This is a genomic window from Selenomonadales bacterium, from assembly GCA_018335585.1.
GTDB lineage: Bacteria > Bacillota > UBA994 > UBA994 > UBA994 > UBA994.
In genome coordinates this window covers 50,627-65,584 of sequence record JAGXRZ010000046.1, presented here as the reverse complement: position 1 = coordinate 65,584, position 14,958 = coordinate 50,627, and the positions used below count along the sequence as shown (strand labels likewise).

20 protein-coding genes are annotated in these 14,958 nt (G+C 55.6%); all 20 read left to right on the top strand.

Annotated elements, in window-relative coordinates; translation table 11 throughout:
- The first annotated feature begins 130 nt into the window (after nucleotides 1–130).
- The 20 genes from KGZ66_09115 to KGZ66_09020 all read left to right on the top strand — a co-directional run bounded on the left by KGZ66_09115 (nucleotide 131) and on the right by KGZ66_09020 (nucleotide 14,957).
- On the top strand, nucleotides 131–505 hold the full coding sequence (locus KGZ66_09115; GenBank protein ID MBS3985745.1) for an NUDIX hydrolase: 375 nt from the start codon (nucleotides 131–133) through the stop codon (nucleotides 503–505).
- Between the two features lie 189 nt (nucleotides 506–694).
- Complete coding sequence (locus KGZ66_09110) at nucleotides 695–1,873, top strand: glycine C-acetyltransferase (GenBank protein ID MBS3985744.1); 1,179 nt, start codon at nucleotides 695–697, stop codon at nucleotides 1,871–1,873.
- Nucleotides 1,870–2,856 carry an HD domain-containing protein gene (locus KGZ66_09105; GenBank protein ID MBS3985743.1) on the top strand — a complete coding sequence of 329 codons (987 nt, stop codon included), beginning with the start codon at nucleotides 1,870–1,872 and terminating at the stop codon, nucleotides 2,854–2,856. Before KGZ66_09110 ends, KGZ66_09105 begins: the two co-directional genes overlap by 4 nt.
- The gene (locus KGZ66_09100) at nucleotides 2,846–3,016 is read left to right on the top strand and encodes a hypothetical protein (GenBank protein MBS3985742.1); all 171 of its coding nucleotides are present in this window, start codon (nucleotides 2,846–2,848) and stop codon (nucleotides 3,014–3,016) included. Before KGZ66_09105 ends, KGZ66_09100 begins: the two co-directional genes overlap by 11 nt.
- 15 nt (nucleotides 3,017–3,031) lie before the next feature.
- Nucleotides 3,032–3,256, top strand: coding sequence for a hypothetical protein (locus KGZ66_09095; protein ID MBS3985741.1), 225 nt, complete (start codon nucleotides 3,032–3,034; stop codon nucleotides 3,254–3,256).
- Nucleotides 3,253–3,930 carry a sulfite exporter TauE/SafE family protein gene (locus tag KGZ66_09090; GenBank protein ID MBS3985740.1) on the top strand — a complete coding sequence of 226 codons (678 nt, stop codon included), beginning with the start codon at nucleotides 3,253–3,255 and terminating at the stop codon, nucleotides 3,928–3,930. The genes KGZ66_09095 and KGZ66_09090 overlap by 4 nt, the downstream gene beginning before the upstream one ends.
- Nucleotides 3,931–4,194: 264 nt before the next feature.
- Complete coding sequence (locus KGZ66_09085; GenBank protein MBS3985739.1) at nucleotides 4,195–5,223, top strand: glycosyltransferase family 4 protein; 1,029 nt, start codon at nucleotides 4,195–4,197, stop codon at nucleotides 5,221–5,223.
- 65 nt (nucleotides 5,224–5,288) lie between these two features.
- Nucleotides 5,289–6,128 carry an RnfABCDGE type electron transport complex subunit G gene (locus KGZ66_09080; protein MBS3985738.1) on the top strand — a complete coding sequence of 280 codons (840 nt, stop codon included), beginning with the start codon at nucleotides 5,289–5,291 and terminating at the stop codon, nucleotides 6,126–6,128.
- An 80-nt stretch (nucleotides 6,129–6,208) separates the two neighbouring features.
- On the top strand, nucleotides 6,209–6,703 hold the full coding sequence (locus KGZ66_09075; protein MBS3985737.1) for a Na+/H+ antiporter subunit E: 495 nt from the start codon (nucleotides 6,209–6,211) through the stop codon (nucleotides 6,701–6,703).
- On the top strand, nucleotides 6,703–6,972 hold the full coding sequence (locus KGZ66_09070) for a hypothetical protein (protein MBS3985736.1): 270 nt from the start codon (nucleotides 6,703–6,705) through the stop codon (nucleotides 6,970–6,972). The genes KGZ66_09075 and KGZ66_09070 overlap by 1 nt, the downstream gene beginning before the upstream one ends.
- A 13-nt stretch (nucleotides 6,973–6,985) precedes the next feature.
- Nucleotides 6,986–7,294 (top strand): monovalent cation/H(+) antiporter subunit G, encoded by a 309-nt coding sequence (mnhG, locus tag KGZ66_09065; GenBank protein MBS3985735.1) that lies wholly within the window; start codon nucleotides 6,986–6,988, stop codon nucleotides 7,292–7,294.
- Nucleotides 7,278–7,520, top strand: a complete 243-nt coding sequence (locus tag KGZ66_09060) for a DUF4040 domain-containing protein (GenBank protein ID MBS3985734.1) — start codon at nucleotides 7,278–7,280, stop codon at nucleotides 7,518–7,520. Before mnhG ends, KGZ66_09060 begins: the two co-directional genes overlap by 17 nt.
- The gene (locus tag KGZ66_09055; protein MBS3985733.1) at nucleotides 7,517–7,798 is read left to right on the top strand and encodes a hypothetical protein; all 282 of its coding nucleotides are present in this window, start codon (nucleotides 7,517–7,519) and stop codon (nucleotides 7,796–7,798) included. The genes KGZ66_09060 and KGZ66_09055 overlap by 4 nt, the downstream gene beginning before the upstream one ends.
- Nucleotides 7,791–8,231: an MnhB domain-containing protein gene (locus tag KGZ66_09050; protein ID MBS3985732.1), complete on the top strand. Its 441-nt coding sequence runs from the start codon at nucleotides 7,791–7,793 to the stop codon at nucleotides 8,229–8,231. The genes KGZ66_09055 and KGZ66_09050 overlap by 8 nt, the downstream gene beginning before the upstream one ends.
- Nucleotides 8,232–8,241: 10 nt before the next feature.
- The gene (locus KGZ66_09045; GenBank protein MBS3985731.1) at nucleotides 8,242–8,589 is read left to right on the top strand and encodes a cation:proton antiporter subunit C; all 348 of its coding nucleotides are present in this window, start codon (nucleotides 8,242–8,244) and stop codon (nucleotides 8,587–8,589) included.
- The gene (locus KGZ66_09040; protein ID MBS3985730.1) at nucleotides 8,582–10,048 is read left to right on the top strand and encodes a monovalent cation/H+ antiporter subunit D family protein; all 1,467 of its coding nucleotides are present in this window, start codon (nucleotides 8,582–8,584) and stop codon (nucleotides 10,046–10,048) included. Before KGZ66_09045 ends, KGZ66_09040 begins: the two co-directional genes overlap by 8 nt.
- Before the next feature lie 15 nt (nucleotides 10,049–10,063).
- Nucleotides 10,064–11,545, top strand: coding sequence for a hypothetical protein (locus KGZ66_09035; GenBank protein ID MBS3985729.1), 1,482 nt, complete (start codon nucleotides 10,064–10,066; stop codon nucleotides 11,543–11,545).
- Nucleotides 11,546–11,558: 13 nt separating this feature from the next.
- Nucleotides 11,559–13,664: an NADH dehydrogenase gene (locus KGZ66_09030; protein ID MBS3985728.1), complete on the top strand. Its 2,106-nt coding sequence runs from the start codon at nucleotides 11,559–11,561 to the stop codon at nucleotides 13,662–13,664.
- An 18-nt stretch (nucleotides 13,665–13,682) separates the two neighbouring features.
- A complete protein-coding gene (locus tag KGZ66_09025) occupies nucleotides 13,683–14,042 on the top strand; it encodes a NusG domain II-containing protein (GenBank protein ID MBS3985727.1) in 360 nt (119 codons plus the stop codon).
- Nucleotides 14,043–14,066: 24 nt separating this feature from the next.
- Nucleotides 14,067–14,957, top strand: a complete 891-nt coding sequence (locus KGZ66_09020; GenBank protein MBS3985726.1) for a diacylglycerol kinase family lipid kinase — start codon at nucleotides 14,067–14,069, stop codon at nucleotides 14,955–14,957.
- The last annotated feature ends 1 nt before the right edge of the window (nucleotide 14,958 follow it).

Genomic DNA, 14,958 nt, shown 5'->3' with positions numbered 1-14,958 from the left:
CACCGCTCAGCGCTTCCCCAAGCGACAAGCGACAAGCGACAGTCTCCTCGCGCCTTGCGCGGCGCGTTGCACAGCCTTACGCCCTCTGGTATGCTAAGCTTAGAGAAGATGATGGAAAGGGGAGACGAACATGGATTATCGCAGAATCTACGTTCAAGCTATTGTCCTTAACGGCCATCATGTACTTATGGTTAGACCGCCGGGGGGCGTATGGGCACTGCCTGGGGGCGACGTGGAAGAGGGCGAGACGCCTGAGGATGCCGTGCGTCGCACCGTGGCCGAACAGACCGGCGCGGAGGTTAGGGTGACGCGTCATCTTTCGCGCGAAAAGCGCAACGAAAGCTTGCATCGCATGGTGCTGACATTCTTAGCCGAACAGCTCTCCCTGAAGTATGACCCTGCGTCCCGACGCGGTTCTACCGAAGTAGACTGGCGTAGCTTGCGCTCCGAGGAGCTCAAAGAAACCATTTATGAAAAGCACTTGTCGGGTAAAGAGAGGAAGTAGGGGTGCCCAGTGCTCAGTGACCAGTGCTCAGTAGAGCGGTGTCGCGGTAGCACCCGGCTTTCCTTCGGTCAGAGCTCAAAGCTCAGAGCTCAAAGCCCGTCCTTCTAACGCCTAAAGCCTAAAGCCTAAAGTCTCTCCTCAAGCGACAAGCGACAAGCCACAAGCGACCAACAAGCAAGGAGGTCCCACATGCAAGACAACATGCACTTCATTGACGAAATCCTGCAGGAGCTTAAAAGCAGCGGACTCTACAACGACATCAAGGTAATAGAAAGTGCGCAGGGCGCATGGATTGTAATCGGTGGACAAAGGAAACTCAACCTATGCTCCAACAACTACTTAAACCTTGCCAACGACCCGCGGCTACGGCAGGCAGCCATAGAAGCAATAGCTCAGTTTGGCGTCGGCCCGTCGGCAGTGCGCAGCATCGCCGGCACTATGAGCCTGCATGCTGAGCTTGATGCGGAAGTAGCCAAGTTTAAGCGCGTCGAGGCTGCGCTTACGCTGCAATCGGGGTTTATGGCTAACCTCGCGGTCATTCCCGCCTTAGTCGGCAAGGACGACACCATTGTCTCCGACGAGCTAAACCACGCTAGCATTATCGACGGAGCACGCCTAAGCCGCGCCGAAATTAAGGTGTATAAGCACAATGACCCGGATTCGCTTGAAGCGGTACTTAAGGGCATCGGTGCCGGGCGAGTTCTAGTAATTACCGACGGCGTCTTTAGTATGGACGGAGACATAGCCAAACTACCCCAAATCGTGGCCGTCGCCAAACGCTATGGGGCAATGACCATGGTCGACGATGCCCACGGCGAAGGGGTACTCGGCGAGAACGGGCGCGGCATTGTCGACCACTTCCATTTGCATGGGCAGGTTGACGTCGAAGTCGGCACTTTCTCGAAAGCTATCGGCACAATCGGCGGGTTTGCTGCGGGGAGCGCTCGGCTGATCGAGTACCTAAAGCAGCGCGCTCGGCCCTTCCTCTTTAGCTCGGCCCTCACTCCACCTGATGTGGCGGCCACGAAGCAGGCCATCGAAATCCTTACCGCGAGCGGTGAGCCGGTAGAGCGCTTGTGGAGTAATGCGCGCTATTTCAAAGAAGGCATGCGTAACCTAGGCTTTGACATTGGGAGCAGCGAGACGCCCATAACGCCGGTGATGCTAGGTGAGGCCGAGGTCGCAGGCGAAATGAGTCGCCGCCTATTCCAGAGGGGAGTATTTGCCACCAAGATCGGCTTCCCGACCGTCGCTAAGGGTAAAGCGCGCATTCGCGCCATGATTTCGGCCTCACACACAGAAGCTGACCTCGACTACGCACTCGATGCGTTTGCCACTGTAGGCAAGGAGATGCAGGTTATCAGGTGAAAAAGATATACGCCAAAGATTTAACTGTGGGCACACAGGTAAAGAGCCATTTCTTTGTTATCGAAAGAAGGCTTGTCAACTACACTAAGAACGGTGTGCCCACTTGCGGCATGGTTTTGTCCCTTGGCGACCGTACAGGTCGAGTATCTGCGGTAGCTTGGAACGAAGCCCTTGTGGCCGACAACTCCTACCGCAAAGACGACATCGTATGGGTGTCAGGTCGCGTACAAGACTACCGCGGCGACAAGCAGATTTACATCGAGGAAATAGCGCGCGCGAACATTGCAGACGTTGACGCCCTTGACTTTTCTACTCCTCCGCCGCGTCCGCTTGCCGAAATGTGGCGCGAACTAGAGGCGATTATGTCGAACATCAAAACCCCGTGTTTGCGGGATTTATTGTCACGCTATTTTTCGCTGCCTGGCGTGCAGCATGCTTTCCAGCAGGCACCTGCCGGTCGCGACGTACACCACGCCCATGTAGGTGGGCTCCTTATGCATACCTTAGAAGTCATAGCCTATGCCGAGCGCATGGCAGAGGTGCAAGGCGCACGCCTAAACCGCGACCTGCTGCTTACAGGGGCAATCTTTCATGACGCCGCTAAAACCGAGGAATACGAGCCGCGCGCCTTTGGGTTTGAAGTTACAGATAGAGGCAAACTCATCGGCCATGTGGTGCTGGGAGCAGAGCTAATCGGAAGTCTGACAGAGGGCCTGCCCGCCTTCCCGACGGCCCTGCGAGATGAACTAAAGCATCTCGTCCTTAGTCACCACGGCCAGCGGGAATGGGGCTCGCCTGAGGAACCGAAAACCGCTAACGCCGTGGCACTGCACCTAGCCGACTTAACCAGTAGCAGACTAGCTCAGGTCGACAAGATAATTAACGAGACCCTTTCGCTTGGCGAGCGCTGGTCGGCGTGGGACAGGCGCCTTGAGCGAAGCATCCTAGCAGATGTCTGGGAGGGCGATAAGAGTGAAACGTAGCGTATCTCTGGTACTTGTTTTGCTCGTCGCAGCCGTGGCCTGGTTTCTGGCTCGGCCGGGTGGCGGCGACGACCTAAAGACCCGCCAGCCCTTTACGGCGTTTCAGCGCGCGATAGCGGAGAGCAGGCCGGTGTTCGTTATGATTACCGCGGACACTTGACGCGCCTGTGTAATAATGTATCCCGCGGTGCGGGAACTTAAGGCCGAGTTTGGCACACAGGTCGCCTTTGTTGTCGCGGATACGACGGAAAGGGAGACGGGGGAGCTCGTTCTGCGCTTCAACGTGCGGACTATCCCTCACTTCGTGATGATTTCCGCAACCGGGCGTGAACAGCAACGCGTCGGGGGTATGTCTAAGGAAACACTGCGGCAGTTTCTGCTGCAGGGGCTTGACCCATGATTGCACTGGAAACGCTACAGAACATACTGGCGGGGCAGCTTGGTTGGGCCTTGCTGGCTGCATTTTCAGTCGGGGTATTAACTAGCCTCTCTCCCTGCATCATTGCGATGATGCCGTTGGTTTTGGGCTATGTAGGCGTCTTTAAGGGCATAAAGACGCGCCGTAGCCTGCTCCTTGTGCTCTGTCTAATCCTCGGGCTGGCCAGCGCCTTTACGGGGCTCGGGGTGGTAGCAGCCCTCCTAGGCGGCATGATTGGCATCACCTCCGACTTTCTGCCGCTCTTGCTAGGCGCAGTGCTGGTTTTGATGGGACTTAGTCTGATGCAGCTCATTCAGCTACCTGTTTCCGCCATTAGTAAGCTTCCTCTGCGCACGGATGGGTTGCTCGGGGCCTACATAGTGGGATTGGTGTTTGGGTTTGCAGCGTCACCCTGCGCGGGGCCAGTACTTGGCGTCATCGTCGGTGTTGCTGCGGCCTCCGGGCGCATCTATACGGGTGGGCTACTGCTGTTTGCGTTTGGGATAGGGCAGGGCGTGCCGCTGCTGCTTGTGGGAAGCGCAGCGGGAGCCCTCCGCGCTTGGCGCGGTCTAAGTCGCTACTGGGACTATGGCGCGTACGTAGCCGGCCTGCTGTTTGTCGGCGTAGGGCTTTATTTGATCTTTAGTAACCTATGAAGATGGGGGCTGCTGGTAGAGAGAGCGTGCTTCGTGCTCCGCAGAGGACGGGCACTTCGCACTTCGCACTTCGCACTTCGTGGAGACAGAGCGTGCTCTCAAAGCTCAAAGCCCGTTCTTCTAACGCCTCAAGCCTCAAGCCTAAAGCCTCTCCCCAAGCCACAAGCGACAAGCCACAAGCGACAATTTCCTGGCGGCTCGCGCCTCACCGCCCACCGCTCACCTGCGTACACTGAGGTAAAGTGCGCGTTGGGGGAGTGCAGGGTGAAAGTTCTATATGTACTGCCGCCGGACGGTTCGACGCTCGAAGTGGACGAGTCACATCCGTCAGTCTTTACGGTGGCCGCACTGCTGTCGCGCCAAGGAATAGAGGTATCGATCCTGTTGCCGGCCGGCATGCAAGCACCGGAGGTGCTCGGAATACGCCTATACCGTTGGCCGCTCGTTTTTTCTGCGGAAGTGCTGCGACAGGTACTTCGGGAAACGCGGCCGACAGCAGTGCACGTTGAGAACTGCCCGTGGCTAGTGCCCGCCTTACGCCAAACCTATCAAGGCTATGTGCTGCTCCACTTGCAGTCGCTGCGGCCCCTTGCCCAAGACGCAATTTCACGCCGTGACCTGCGCCTGTCGCTCTGCTTAGTCGACCAAGTAGTCGTCCATAGCTTCTTCTTAAAGAACCTCTTTATCGGGAGGTTCTATGGCTTGCGCTTGCGCGTGAACGTCGTTTACCCCGGTGTTGATGGGTCGGTCTTCCTTCCCGCACACGGCGATAGAGGACTTATGCGGGAGCGACAAAAGCAGCGCCTGCTCTGGGAAGTGGAGCCGGACGAGAAGGTTCTGTTGTTGGCCCACACAGCGCATGACCCAAAAGGGCTGGAGCTACTGCAAAATTGTCCGCTTGGCACAGAACTGAGCCGCGTTAAGATTTTGGTCGTTGGCAGCACCCCTCTTCAGCCAAAAATCTATCGAGCGGCCGACATGTTCCTTTACCCGACACAAGACCGCGCCGCGGCGGGACACGATTGTCTACCCGCAATGGCCACGGCGCTACCGGTTGTGGCTAGCCTGCGCGGGAGCGTGCCCGAGGTGGTAGGACCGCAAGCCGGACATTTTATTCGCCAATTTGCTGACGCTAAGGCGTGGGCTAACGGGCTGCTCGCGCTAATCTCAAACTCCATGCTACAGAAGACAATGGCACAGGCCGGGTTCTTGCGCAGTCGCGTTTTTACGTGGGAGCGCACAGCGCGAGAGTTTTTGGCGCTTTACTCGCGCGGACATCTTTCTCTTGGTTAAGGGGCTACACTGTGCTAGAATAAGCAAAGAAATAGTCAAGCAATCACCGAGGTAGGGGATTACACATGAGGGAAGTTTTTAAGCTAAGCGTCACACTCGCTCTAATCTGCGCTATTGCGGGAGCAGCCTTAGCGGCCACTCACTCTGTCACTAGCGTCGTCATAGCCGAGCGCAAACAAGCTGAGCTACAACGGGCACTCGGCGATCTTTTGCCTGTCGCCGACAGATTCGAGGAAACAACGCGTGACGGTGTCACCTTCTTTCTAGCCACTAAAGACGGAAAGCCCGTGGGAGCAATAATGCAGAGCGCCGGTAGCGGCTACGCAGGTCCTATCAACCTGTTAGTCGCAGTCGACATGTCCGGAGCGGCGCAGGGCGTGCGCATTACCGGGCACCGCGAGACGCCGGGAATCGGAGACCGGGTAGCGGCCTCGGCGTTTCTGCGTCAGTTCACCGGCAAGACGGCGCGCGACCCACTGGCGGTGGGAGGCGATGTCCAAGCCATCTCCGGCGCGACATTGTCGGTACGTGGCGTAACTGCCGGGGTGAGGAATGCACTGCTCATGTTTGGACAGCACGTCCTAGGCGCAGCGCCGCCTGTTCCGGTCGACAGATTTGTGCGCGACCTCGCGACTATTCCTGACGGCGAGTATCAGGGTGAAGGAAGCGGCTTGTTTGGGCCGGTTAGAGTTTTAGTCACCGTCAAGTCCGGCCGAGTGGAAAGTGTCAGGGTTTTGGCCCATCAAGACACGCCGGAGTATGCTAATCCCGCCTTCGTGGAGCTGGCTAAGGCCGTAATCCGCGAGCAAGACCCAGAAGTTGACGCCGTCTCGGGCGCGACCGGCTCGAGTGAAGGCTTTGTGTCAGCAGTCATCGATGCATTAGAAAAGGCACCTAACAGGTAGGATAGACGCGCGAGAACAGAGTGAGCTATAAGGGCTGCCGTCATGTTGGTGGTAGCTCTTAACTTTGTGGGGGGATTTTTGTGTCGCGGTATACTCGACTATTCGGCTGGACTCTGGCTTTGTTCCTGCTTTGGATGCTGTTTGCGCAAAGTTTTGATGTTCAGTCTGTAATTACCGGTTGGCTGGTGGCGGGGTTAGTAACCTTTGTTAACCGCGACCTGCTGCTTAGTTTCACCAATGACCTGCACATCAGCCGTACAAACCTTTCCGCTTGGCTGACTTATGTTAGGTACTTAATCGTTGACGTCATCAAGGCCTCCGTGCAAGTTGCCGAACTCGCTTTCGCGCGCAAGTTAGACATAAAGCCGCAGTTTGTCACGCACGAGAGCAAGCTCAAGGAGCCGATGATGCGCGTATTCCTGGCGAACAGCATTACCCTGACGCCGGGCACAATCTCGGTCGAAGCGCCGGCGCAAGGAAACTTCGTCGTACATGCCCTGACGGACGGCGCCGCGGCCGGACTTGCCGGCTGGCACATCGAGAATTTGCTGGCAGAGATAGAGAGGCGACATTAATGGAACGAACCGTACTTTTGGTTACGTGTTTAGGGCTCATGTTGCTCACTTTCGCGTCCTTGTATCGCGCAGTTGTGGGCCCGACGCCCGCTGATAGAGTTGTGGCGATTAACGTTATCGGCACAAAAACGGTAGTCGTGCTGATGCTCATTGGCTACATTTTTCATGAAGTCCCGTATTACCTTGACGTCGCCATCGTCTACGCGCTAATAAGCTTCCTTTTAACTATAGGAGTGGCTCGCTACATCGAACGGGGCACCATCGTATGAGAGGTACGAAACTATGATCGCAACCCTTATTGGCACAGCGTTTCTCTTTGCGGGCTTGTTCTTTTTCACGGCCGGCACGGTCGGTCTGCTGCGCTTCCCCGACGCGCTCTCGCGCATGCATGCTACGACAAAATGTGATACCTTGGGTGCCGGACTGGTATTGGTCGGCCTAACATTCTTTGAGGGCGGCAACGTATACCTTGTGCTTAAGGTCATCCTGCTTATTGTCTTTTTGTGGGTTACAACCCCGGCAGCGGCGCATTATATGGCGCGAGCCGTTTACCGCACGCGAAGGGAGGACAAGCATGCTAGCGGCAATTAATGTCCTCTTGTTGGCATTTCTGGTGGTCTGTGCTATAGTCGTGGCGCGCACTAAGGACCTGCTCAGCGCGACGATTATTTTCGGTGCCTACAGCATGGTCATGTCCATTATCTGGCAACAGCTGCATTCGCCTGACGTCGCCATTACTGAAGCCGCCATCGGTGCCGGGGCAACCTCGCTCTTGTTTCTTGCCGCCATCAGCCGCACCGGGAGGCACGAAGAATGAGAAAGACCATAACCGTAATAATTTTGCTTGGCATCGGCGTGCTGCTGACGCTGATGGTTGCGGAGATGCCGCTGTATGGCGACGCGAGCGCTCCCGCTCACCAAGGCATTATGCAGAAGTACCTATCCGATAGTGTGCGCGATACCGGTGCACTTAACACTATCGCCGCGATTATCATCGACTACCGCGCTTACGACACCTTAGGCGAGGCCACCGTCTTGTTTGTGGCGGTCGTAGCTGTAGGGGCCGCGCTCTACGGAGGGTACGAACATGCATGACATGATTCTAGAGATGCTTGGGAGAGTGCTTATCCCAGCCACGCAGCTCTTTGGCGCGTACATTCTTTTTCACGGCCACCTTTCGCCAGGTGGGGGCTTTTCCGGCGGCACCATCATCGGCGCGAGCTTTATCTTCTATAGCCTAGTCTATCGGTTTACGGCCAAGAAGCACCGCCTAAAGCACGAGACATCGCTCCTGTTTGAGGTAGGCGGAGCACTAATCTACGTAGGCGCGGGCCTTGTGGGTATCTTGGTAGGACGACACTTCCTTACCAACCAGGGAGTATTTCCGACCGGGGAACCGGGTCGCCTCTGGAGCAGCGGCATGATCTTGCTGGTGACACTAGGCATCGGAGCAAAGGTCGCCGGCACGGTGTTTACGCTGTTCCAAGAACTGCTGGAAGGGGGCGCAGGACCGGATGGCCATCATTGAGCGACTATGGATGAACATCTACTACTTAACGTCTGTAATGCTCTTTATTATTGGCTTTCATACTATGCTTACTCACAACAACCTGCTTAAAAAAATCATGGGGATGAACATCATGGACACGTCGCTGTTCTTGTTCTTTGTCGCTATTGGCTATATTCGCGGCGGGCAGGCGCCTATTCTCAAAGAAGGCGTCACGCTGTACGTCAACCCCGTACCTTCAGCACTTATTCTTACAGGTATAGTTATTTCCGTAAGTTTCACTGCTTTCGCTTTAGCTCTGGTTGTGCTCCTGCATAAGCAGTATGGCACAATTGACGCAGACAAGATTATCGCCCTAAGGAGTAAACGACATGCCTAGTGTGACACATGCGCCTGTACTTATTGTCGCTGTCTTGCTCCTTGCCGCCTTTGTTACTCCGCTCTTTGGTAAGCGCGAGTCTGCCGTAAATGCGGTCTTCTTGGGCGCAGGCCTGTTGGCCTTTGCCCTAGCCCTACGTATGACGATGCAGGTCTTAGCGCAGGGCACACTCAGGTATCCCGTGGGCGGCTGGCCGGCGCCATATGGAATTGTGGTGTGGGTGGACGTTTTCGCGGCCTTTTCCTCCCTCGTTATTGCCACCGTATCTCTCATTATTTCTTGGTTTGCCGTCTGTGGCCCGCGCGAGGTGCGCAACAACAGTGCATATTTCACTCTCATCCTTCTCCTTACTGCGGCGATGCAGGGCATGGTAATGGCTGGGGACTTGTTTAACCTCTTTGTTTTCATCGAGATTAGCTCGCTCGCGGCTATCGCCATTATCGCCATCAAGGGCACTAAAGAGAGCGTGGAAGCGAGCTTCCGCTACCTAGTCCTAAGCGCCCTAGGTTCCGGAGGACTGCTCTTTTCTATAGCCTTAATCTTTATGATCACCGGACATCTCAATATGGACTACATTCGCGCTACGCTGACCATAACAGCAACACAGTACCCCTTAAATCTACTGACTGCCATAGGCCTAATGGTAGTAGGATTCGGCGTGAAAGCCGCCCTCTTCCCTATGCATGTGTGGCTGCCCGACGCGCATTCTAACGCCCCTACCGCCTCTAGCGCTTTGCTCAGCGGTCTAGTCGTAAAGGTTTACATCATTGCGCTTATGCGGATTGCCTACTTAGCGTTAGGGCTTGAAATCTTTGCGCTGTTGCCGATACGACACCTTTTCTTGGCGCTTTCGACAGGCGCGCTGATGGTAGGCTCGGTTTTTGCCATGGTACAGGATAACGTCAAGCGTTTACTGGCCTTTTCCACGGTAGCGCAAGTGGGATATATCTTCCTAGGGTTTGGCTTGTTCAGTCAGCGCGCTATTGAAGGCGGTGTGCTACACATCCTTAACCACGCCGTAATGAAGTCTCTTTTGTTCTTAACCGCCGGGGTAATAATCCACCAGACCGGAATCAAGAAGCTGTCGCAGTTTAATGGCCTAGGACGCAGGATGCCGCTTACTTTCGCGGCTTTCGCTGTCGGCGCAATGTCCATGGTGGGCATCCCGGGTACGGCTGGGTTCATTTCAAAGCTGTACTTGGCGCTTGGGGCACTTGACGCGGATATGATGATCTTCGCCGTGTTTATCCTCATCAGCAGCCTGCTTAACGCAGCCTACTACTTTCCCATAATCATCTCCGCCTTCTTTGGTAGCGATAGCGAGGTGCAAGTTAAAGAACCGGCTATGAGTGTGTTGGCACCTATCGCCGTGCTGGTGGGCATGGTCTTTTTCTTTGGTTTGTTCCCTTCACTGATGGTTCCTCTGGTACGCCAGACAGCTCATCTCTTCGTGAGATAAATTGGAGGCCAATCTATGCAACCTACCTCATGGTCGTTAACTTTGCCTATACTCGTGCCGCTTTTCCTGGCTATAGTTATCTACGCCGTGGAACGCCGCTCTTGGCAGCTGCGTAACGGCCTTTCTGTATTGGCGGCCCTAGCTTCTTTTCTGCTCGTGGCACAGCACTATCATGTAATTATGGCCGATACAACGTTAATTGCCGAGTTTCCGGAGCTACTGCCTCCGCTTGGCATTTCGTTTCGCTTGGACTATTTAGCGTTTCTGGTGGCGGCGGTAGTTTCCTTTGTCTGGTTGGCAGTCACGATTTACTCTACCGCGTATATGGTCAAGGAGCATGCCAAAAACAGGTACTACCCTTTCTCCGTGCTGACATTAGCGGGCGCTATGGGCGTTGTCCTAAGCGGCGACCTGTTCACGTTCTTCTTGTTCTTTGAAGTGATGTCGCTTTCGGCCTATGTGCTGGTAATCCACGAAGAGACCGCGGAAGCAATGCGCGCGGGCTACAGGTATCTTATTCTCACTATTATCGGCGGACTGGCCTTGCTGTTTGCGATTATGGCCATCTTTCAGGGTGCAGGCACAGTTGCCTTTACTTCCGGCGGCCTGCCGCTTGAGGTAACCGGCCTCACTACCTTGGCCTTCCTTGGCTTTCTCGTCGGTTTTGGCATTAAGGCGGGTATGGTGCCCTTGCATGTGTGGCTGCCGGAAGCGCATCCGGTAGCACCTAGTCCTGCTAGCGCCTTGCTTTCGGGCTTGATGCTTAAGACCGGTGCGTTTGGGCTTATCCGCGTCGTGTACCAGATTTTTGGTCTAGACATGGTGCAACGCACGGGGTGGAACGATCTACTGGTCTGGTTGGCGGCTATAACGGTTTTCCTTGGGTCGGCTGTGGCTATCACCCAAGATGAAATCAAGCGCCGGCTTGCGTACTCAAGCGTCGGGCAGATGGGATATATCCTCCTAGGTATAGGGTTGCTGCAGGAAAGGGCTTTAATTGGAGCGATATTTCATATCTTTGCCCATGCCTTTATGAAGTCGAGCCTGTTCTTAGCGGCAGGGTCTGTAATCTATCGCACTGGCAAGCGCAGGGTATCAGAGTGGGTAGGCATGGGAAGAAGTATGCTCGTCACCATGTCGGTCTTCACGGTAGCCGCTCTCTCGATGGTCGGTGTGCCCCCGCTAGTCGGGTTTGTTTCTAAGTGGGAGTTAGCACTCGGCGCGCTTGATGCAGGCAGCATTGCGTTTGTCATGCTGCTCTTGCTTAGCTCACTAATGAACTTCATTTACTATTTTCCACTTATTCAAAATGCCTTCTTTGGTGAAGGATTAGCGCACGCAGAACAGGCGCGAGCTAAGCGGCCAGAAGTGCCTTGGGCTATGCTCGTGCCTATGGTCGTCCTCGGCCTCGTTATTCTCGTCATCGACCTACTGCCCTATAACATCGCCCTAGAACTCGCCGAGAGAGCGGCAGACGCCCTTTTCTTAGCTAAATAGGGAGGACAGAGATGTGCGTTCGCTAGACCTCTTGCTCCTCGCGCCCATACTGCTGCCCCTCCTTGGTGCAGTTCTGGTCTTTCTTTGCCGCCGAAATCAGCGACTGCGCGACGCGATAACGATTGCCTCTGCTTTGGCGGCAGTGGCTGCTGCCGGAGCAGTCTATGTCCTAAATCCCCCGCACCGCTTAGAGCTCGTCTTCTTCCGCCTTGTCGATTACGGGCTTAGCTTTCGCCCGACAGACCTAGGTACACTTTTTGCCCTACTGTCAGCAGGGCTATGGGCGTTAATCACGGTGTATGCCGTGAGCTATATGCAGAGCAGTCACTCGCAGACGCGCTTTTCGAGCTTCCTCTTGGTGAGCCTCAGCGGTTGCTTGGGTGTGTTTCTGGCCGGAGACTACTTTACGTTGTTCCTGTTCTTTGAAATCATGACTTTCGCCGCTTATCCGCTTGTCATTCACGACGAAGACGACGAAGCTATGCGCGCAGGCGATAGCTATCTCTACATGGGTGTGGCCGGAGGGCTGGTGTTACTGCTTGGCATTCTGCTCTTGGTTTGGACGACAGGTACGGCAGACATTGTGCCGGTGCTTGACATACTGCAGGGTGGAACAATCAGTCCGTATGTGGTAGCGCTAGTGTTTCTCATTGGGTTTGGGGTCAAGGCAGGGTTGGTTCCTCTGCACGTATGGATACCGCACGCCTACCCTGTGGCGCCTGCCCCCGGCACGGCGTTGCTTTCGGGCGTGATGGGCAAGACCGGCTTCTACGGCATCCTGAGCGTTCTTACCGTTACATTGTCATTGCCGGTTCCGGCGAAGGCAACCGCCGCCATCCCACAGCAGATTGGCTTCGTACTTATCTGGGTAGCCCTGCTCACGATTCTTTGCGGCGCGATTATGGCTTTGTTGCAGAGGAACGTCAAGCGCCTCTTGGCCTATTCCAGTATCAGTCAGATGGGCTATGTGATGCTCGCCGTCGGCTGTGCCGCATACTTAGGCGCCAAGGGTGGCCTACCCTACACCGCCGCCGTGTTTCACGCCTTTAATCATGCTGTGTTTAAGGCGGGGCTATTTATGATGATGGGGTCGGTGTACCTGCGCGCCCAGTCACTCGACCTAGGCAAACTTGGGGGCATGGCAAAGGTATTGCCCTTTACGGCTGTTACGACTTTGATTGCCTCCCTAGCCGTCCTTGGAGTCCCCGGTTTTAGCGGGTTTGGCAGCAAGAAACTTATTCAGTACGGCATCGAGAAGGCTGCTTCGTACCACGGCGAAGGGCTCCTGACTTGGGCTGTATGGCTGTTTATACTGGGCTCAGCTTTGACGGCCGCGTACTTCGTTAAGCTCTACTACGGAGTGTTCCTAGGCGCGAACCGAGGGCAAATAACGCAGGGAACCAAGGAAGGCGTAGCTATCCCGGCGGTGCTCGGCCTTACTGCGGCTAGTATCGTGGCGATAGGTTTGTTCCCGGAGCGTTTCATTGGCCTAATGGCCAGGAGTGCGGCGAGCACCGTAGTCGACTTTGGCGTAATGATGCAGCAGCTATCTGGCGTAAAGCTGTGGACTACGAGCTCGTATGTTGCGGTGGCTATTCCTGTAGCCCTTGGGGTACTAATTTTCCTAGCGGCGCGCCACTATCGGTTTGGCGAGGGCGCTGTGCCTTGGTGGCTGTCTGTCGAGGCGGTGTTCTATCGCCCTGTGTATCAAGGTTTCCTTAGGCTTTGCTGTAGCTATGTTACGCGTGTGGAGGGCGGCATCTGCGACCTCTACGACAGGAGCGGCAGTGTGTCCCATAGTGTTCTCCGCCGCGTCAAGAAGTTAGACGACATGCTCGACGAAGGCTATGAGGTGGCGGGCCGCGCGACAAACCTAGTAATAGAGCAAGCGCGCGGGCTCGAGCAGGGGCTTGAGGAGAGCTTCACTCACGTAGGGCATGCGGCGGTGCAAACAACACGACGCATGCGCAATGAGGCGGCTAGCGAAAACGAAACCGGCGAACATCAACCGGTAGTCTGGAACCCACAGAACGTCACGTTGGGGTCACTGGTGGTAGCCGGGGTGATGCTTGGGGTGCTGGTGGTCTTGTATGTAGTTGGAATCAGAGTCCTAAGGTAAGAAAAGCGAGGTGCGTCGTTGACCGCGCTAGACAAGAAGATTTTGCTTGCCATAATTGCCGTAATGCTTATGGCAGGCACCTGGGTCCTTTACCGCCACTTTACGGTGAGGCCCGGCGGGGTGGCGATAATTGCCGTGGATAACCGTGAAGTAGAGCAAGTGCCGCTCCGCCAAGGAGACGCGCTGCGCCGCTTTACGGTGCGCGGGACGCGCGGAGACCTGCTGATTGAAGTAGACGGGGAGTACATTCGTGTCGTGGAGGCAGATTGCCCGGATAAAGTGTGTATCGGCATGGGGAAGAAAAGCCGTCCAGGCGAAGTCATCGTGTGCATGCCAAACCGCGTTATTATCCGCGTGGAAGAAGACACGCGCGATTAGCGCGCGAACAAGGAGGCAAGGCAAGTGTGGGATATCATAGTTAACCCCATCGCCGGGCGTGGCCGCACGCAAAAAGCGCTTCCCCGGTTGGAAAGCGCACTACAGGCAAAGCAAATCCCCTACCGGCTGCATCGCACTAAAGAGCCCGGCCATGCGACGCTGTTGGCGCGCGAACTAGCGCAGACCGGGGCAGTGGTCGTAGGCGCGATGGGGGGAGATGGCACCGCGCATGAGGTGCTCAATGGGCTCATCGGCACGGAAGCGACGCTAGCGGTTATACCTACCGGCACAGGGAACGACCTAGCGCGCGGTTTAAACGTTCCCCTCGAGATTAACGCGGCGGTGCAGGCGTTGTCAGGCGCCCCTACGCGCGCCATTGATTACGGGGTAGACACTGACGCCGCCTTTGGCGTAATCTTAGGCCTTGGCTTTACTACGCAAGTTATGACGCACGTCAACAGGTACAAGGACTTCTTGCGCGGCCCGTTAGCTATTGCTGCGGCGGTCGTCAAAGTCATTCATGAGCTTACTCCCGATGAGATGGCAATTGAATTAGATGGCAAAATTATGCGGCGCAAAACCGTCGCGGTATTTATCATGAACTCCTGTTGGACAGGCGGCGGCATGTATGTAACCCCGCGAGCGAAACTCAATGACGGACTGCTGCATGTATGCCTTGTCAACGAACTAAGCCGCACGGCTTTGCTTGGCTTGTTGCCTAAGGTCTACTCGGGCGGACACGTAGGACACCCCGCGGTAGAGTTTTTTACCTGTAAGACGATAAAGATTTCGGCCGAACGCACCATGACCAAAATGTTTGACGGCACCGTTTATGGTAGCACGCCGGTGGCAGCAAGGGTTGTGCCGGGAGGCATAAAAGTCCTAGCGCCGAGTGGAGGCAGGCTGTTACCTTAAG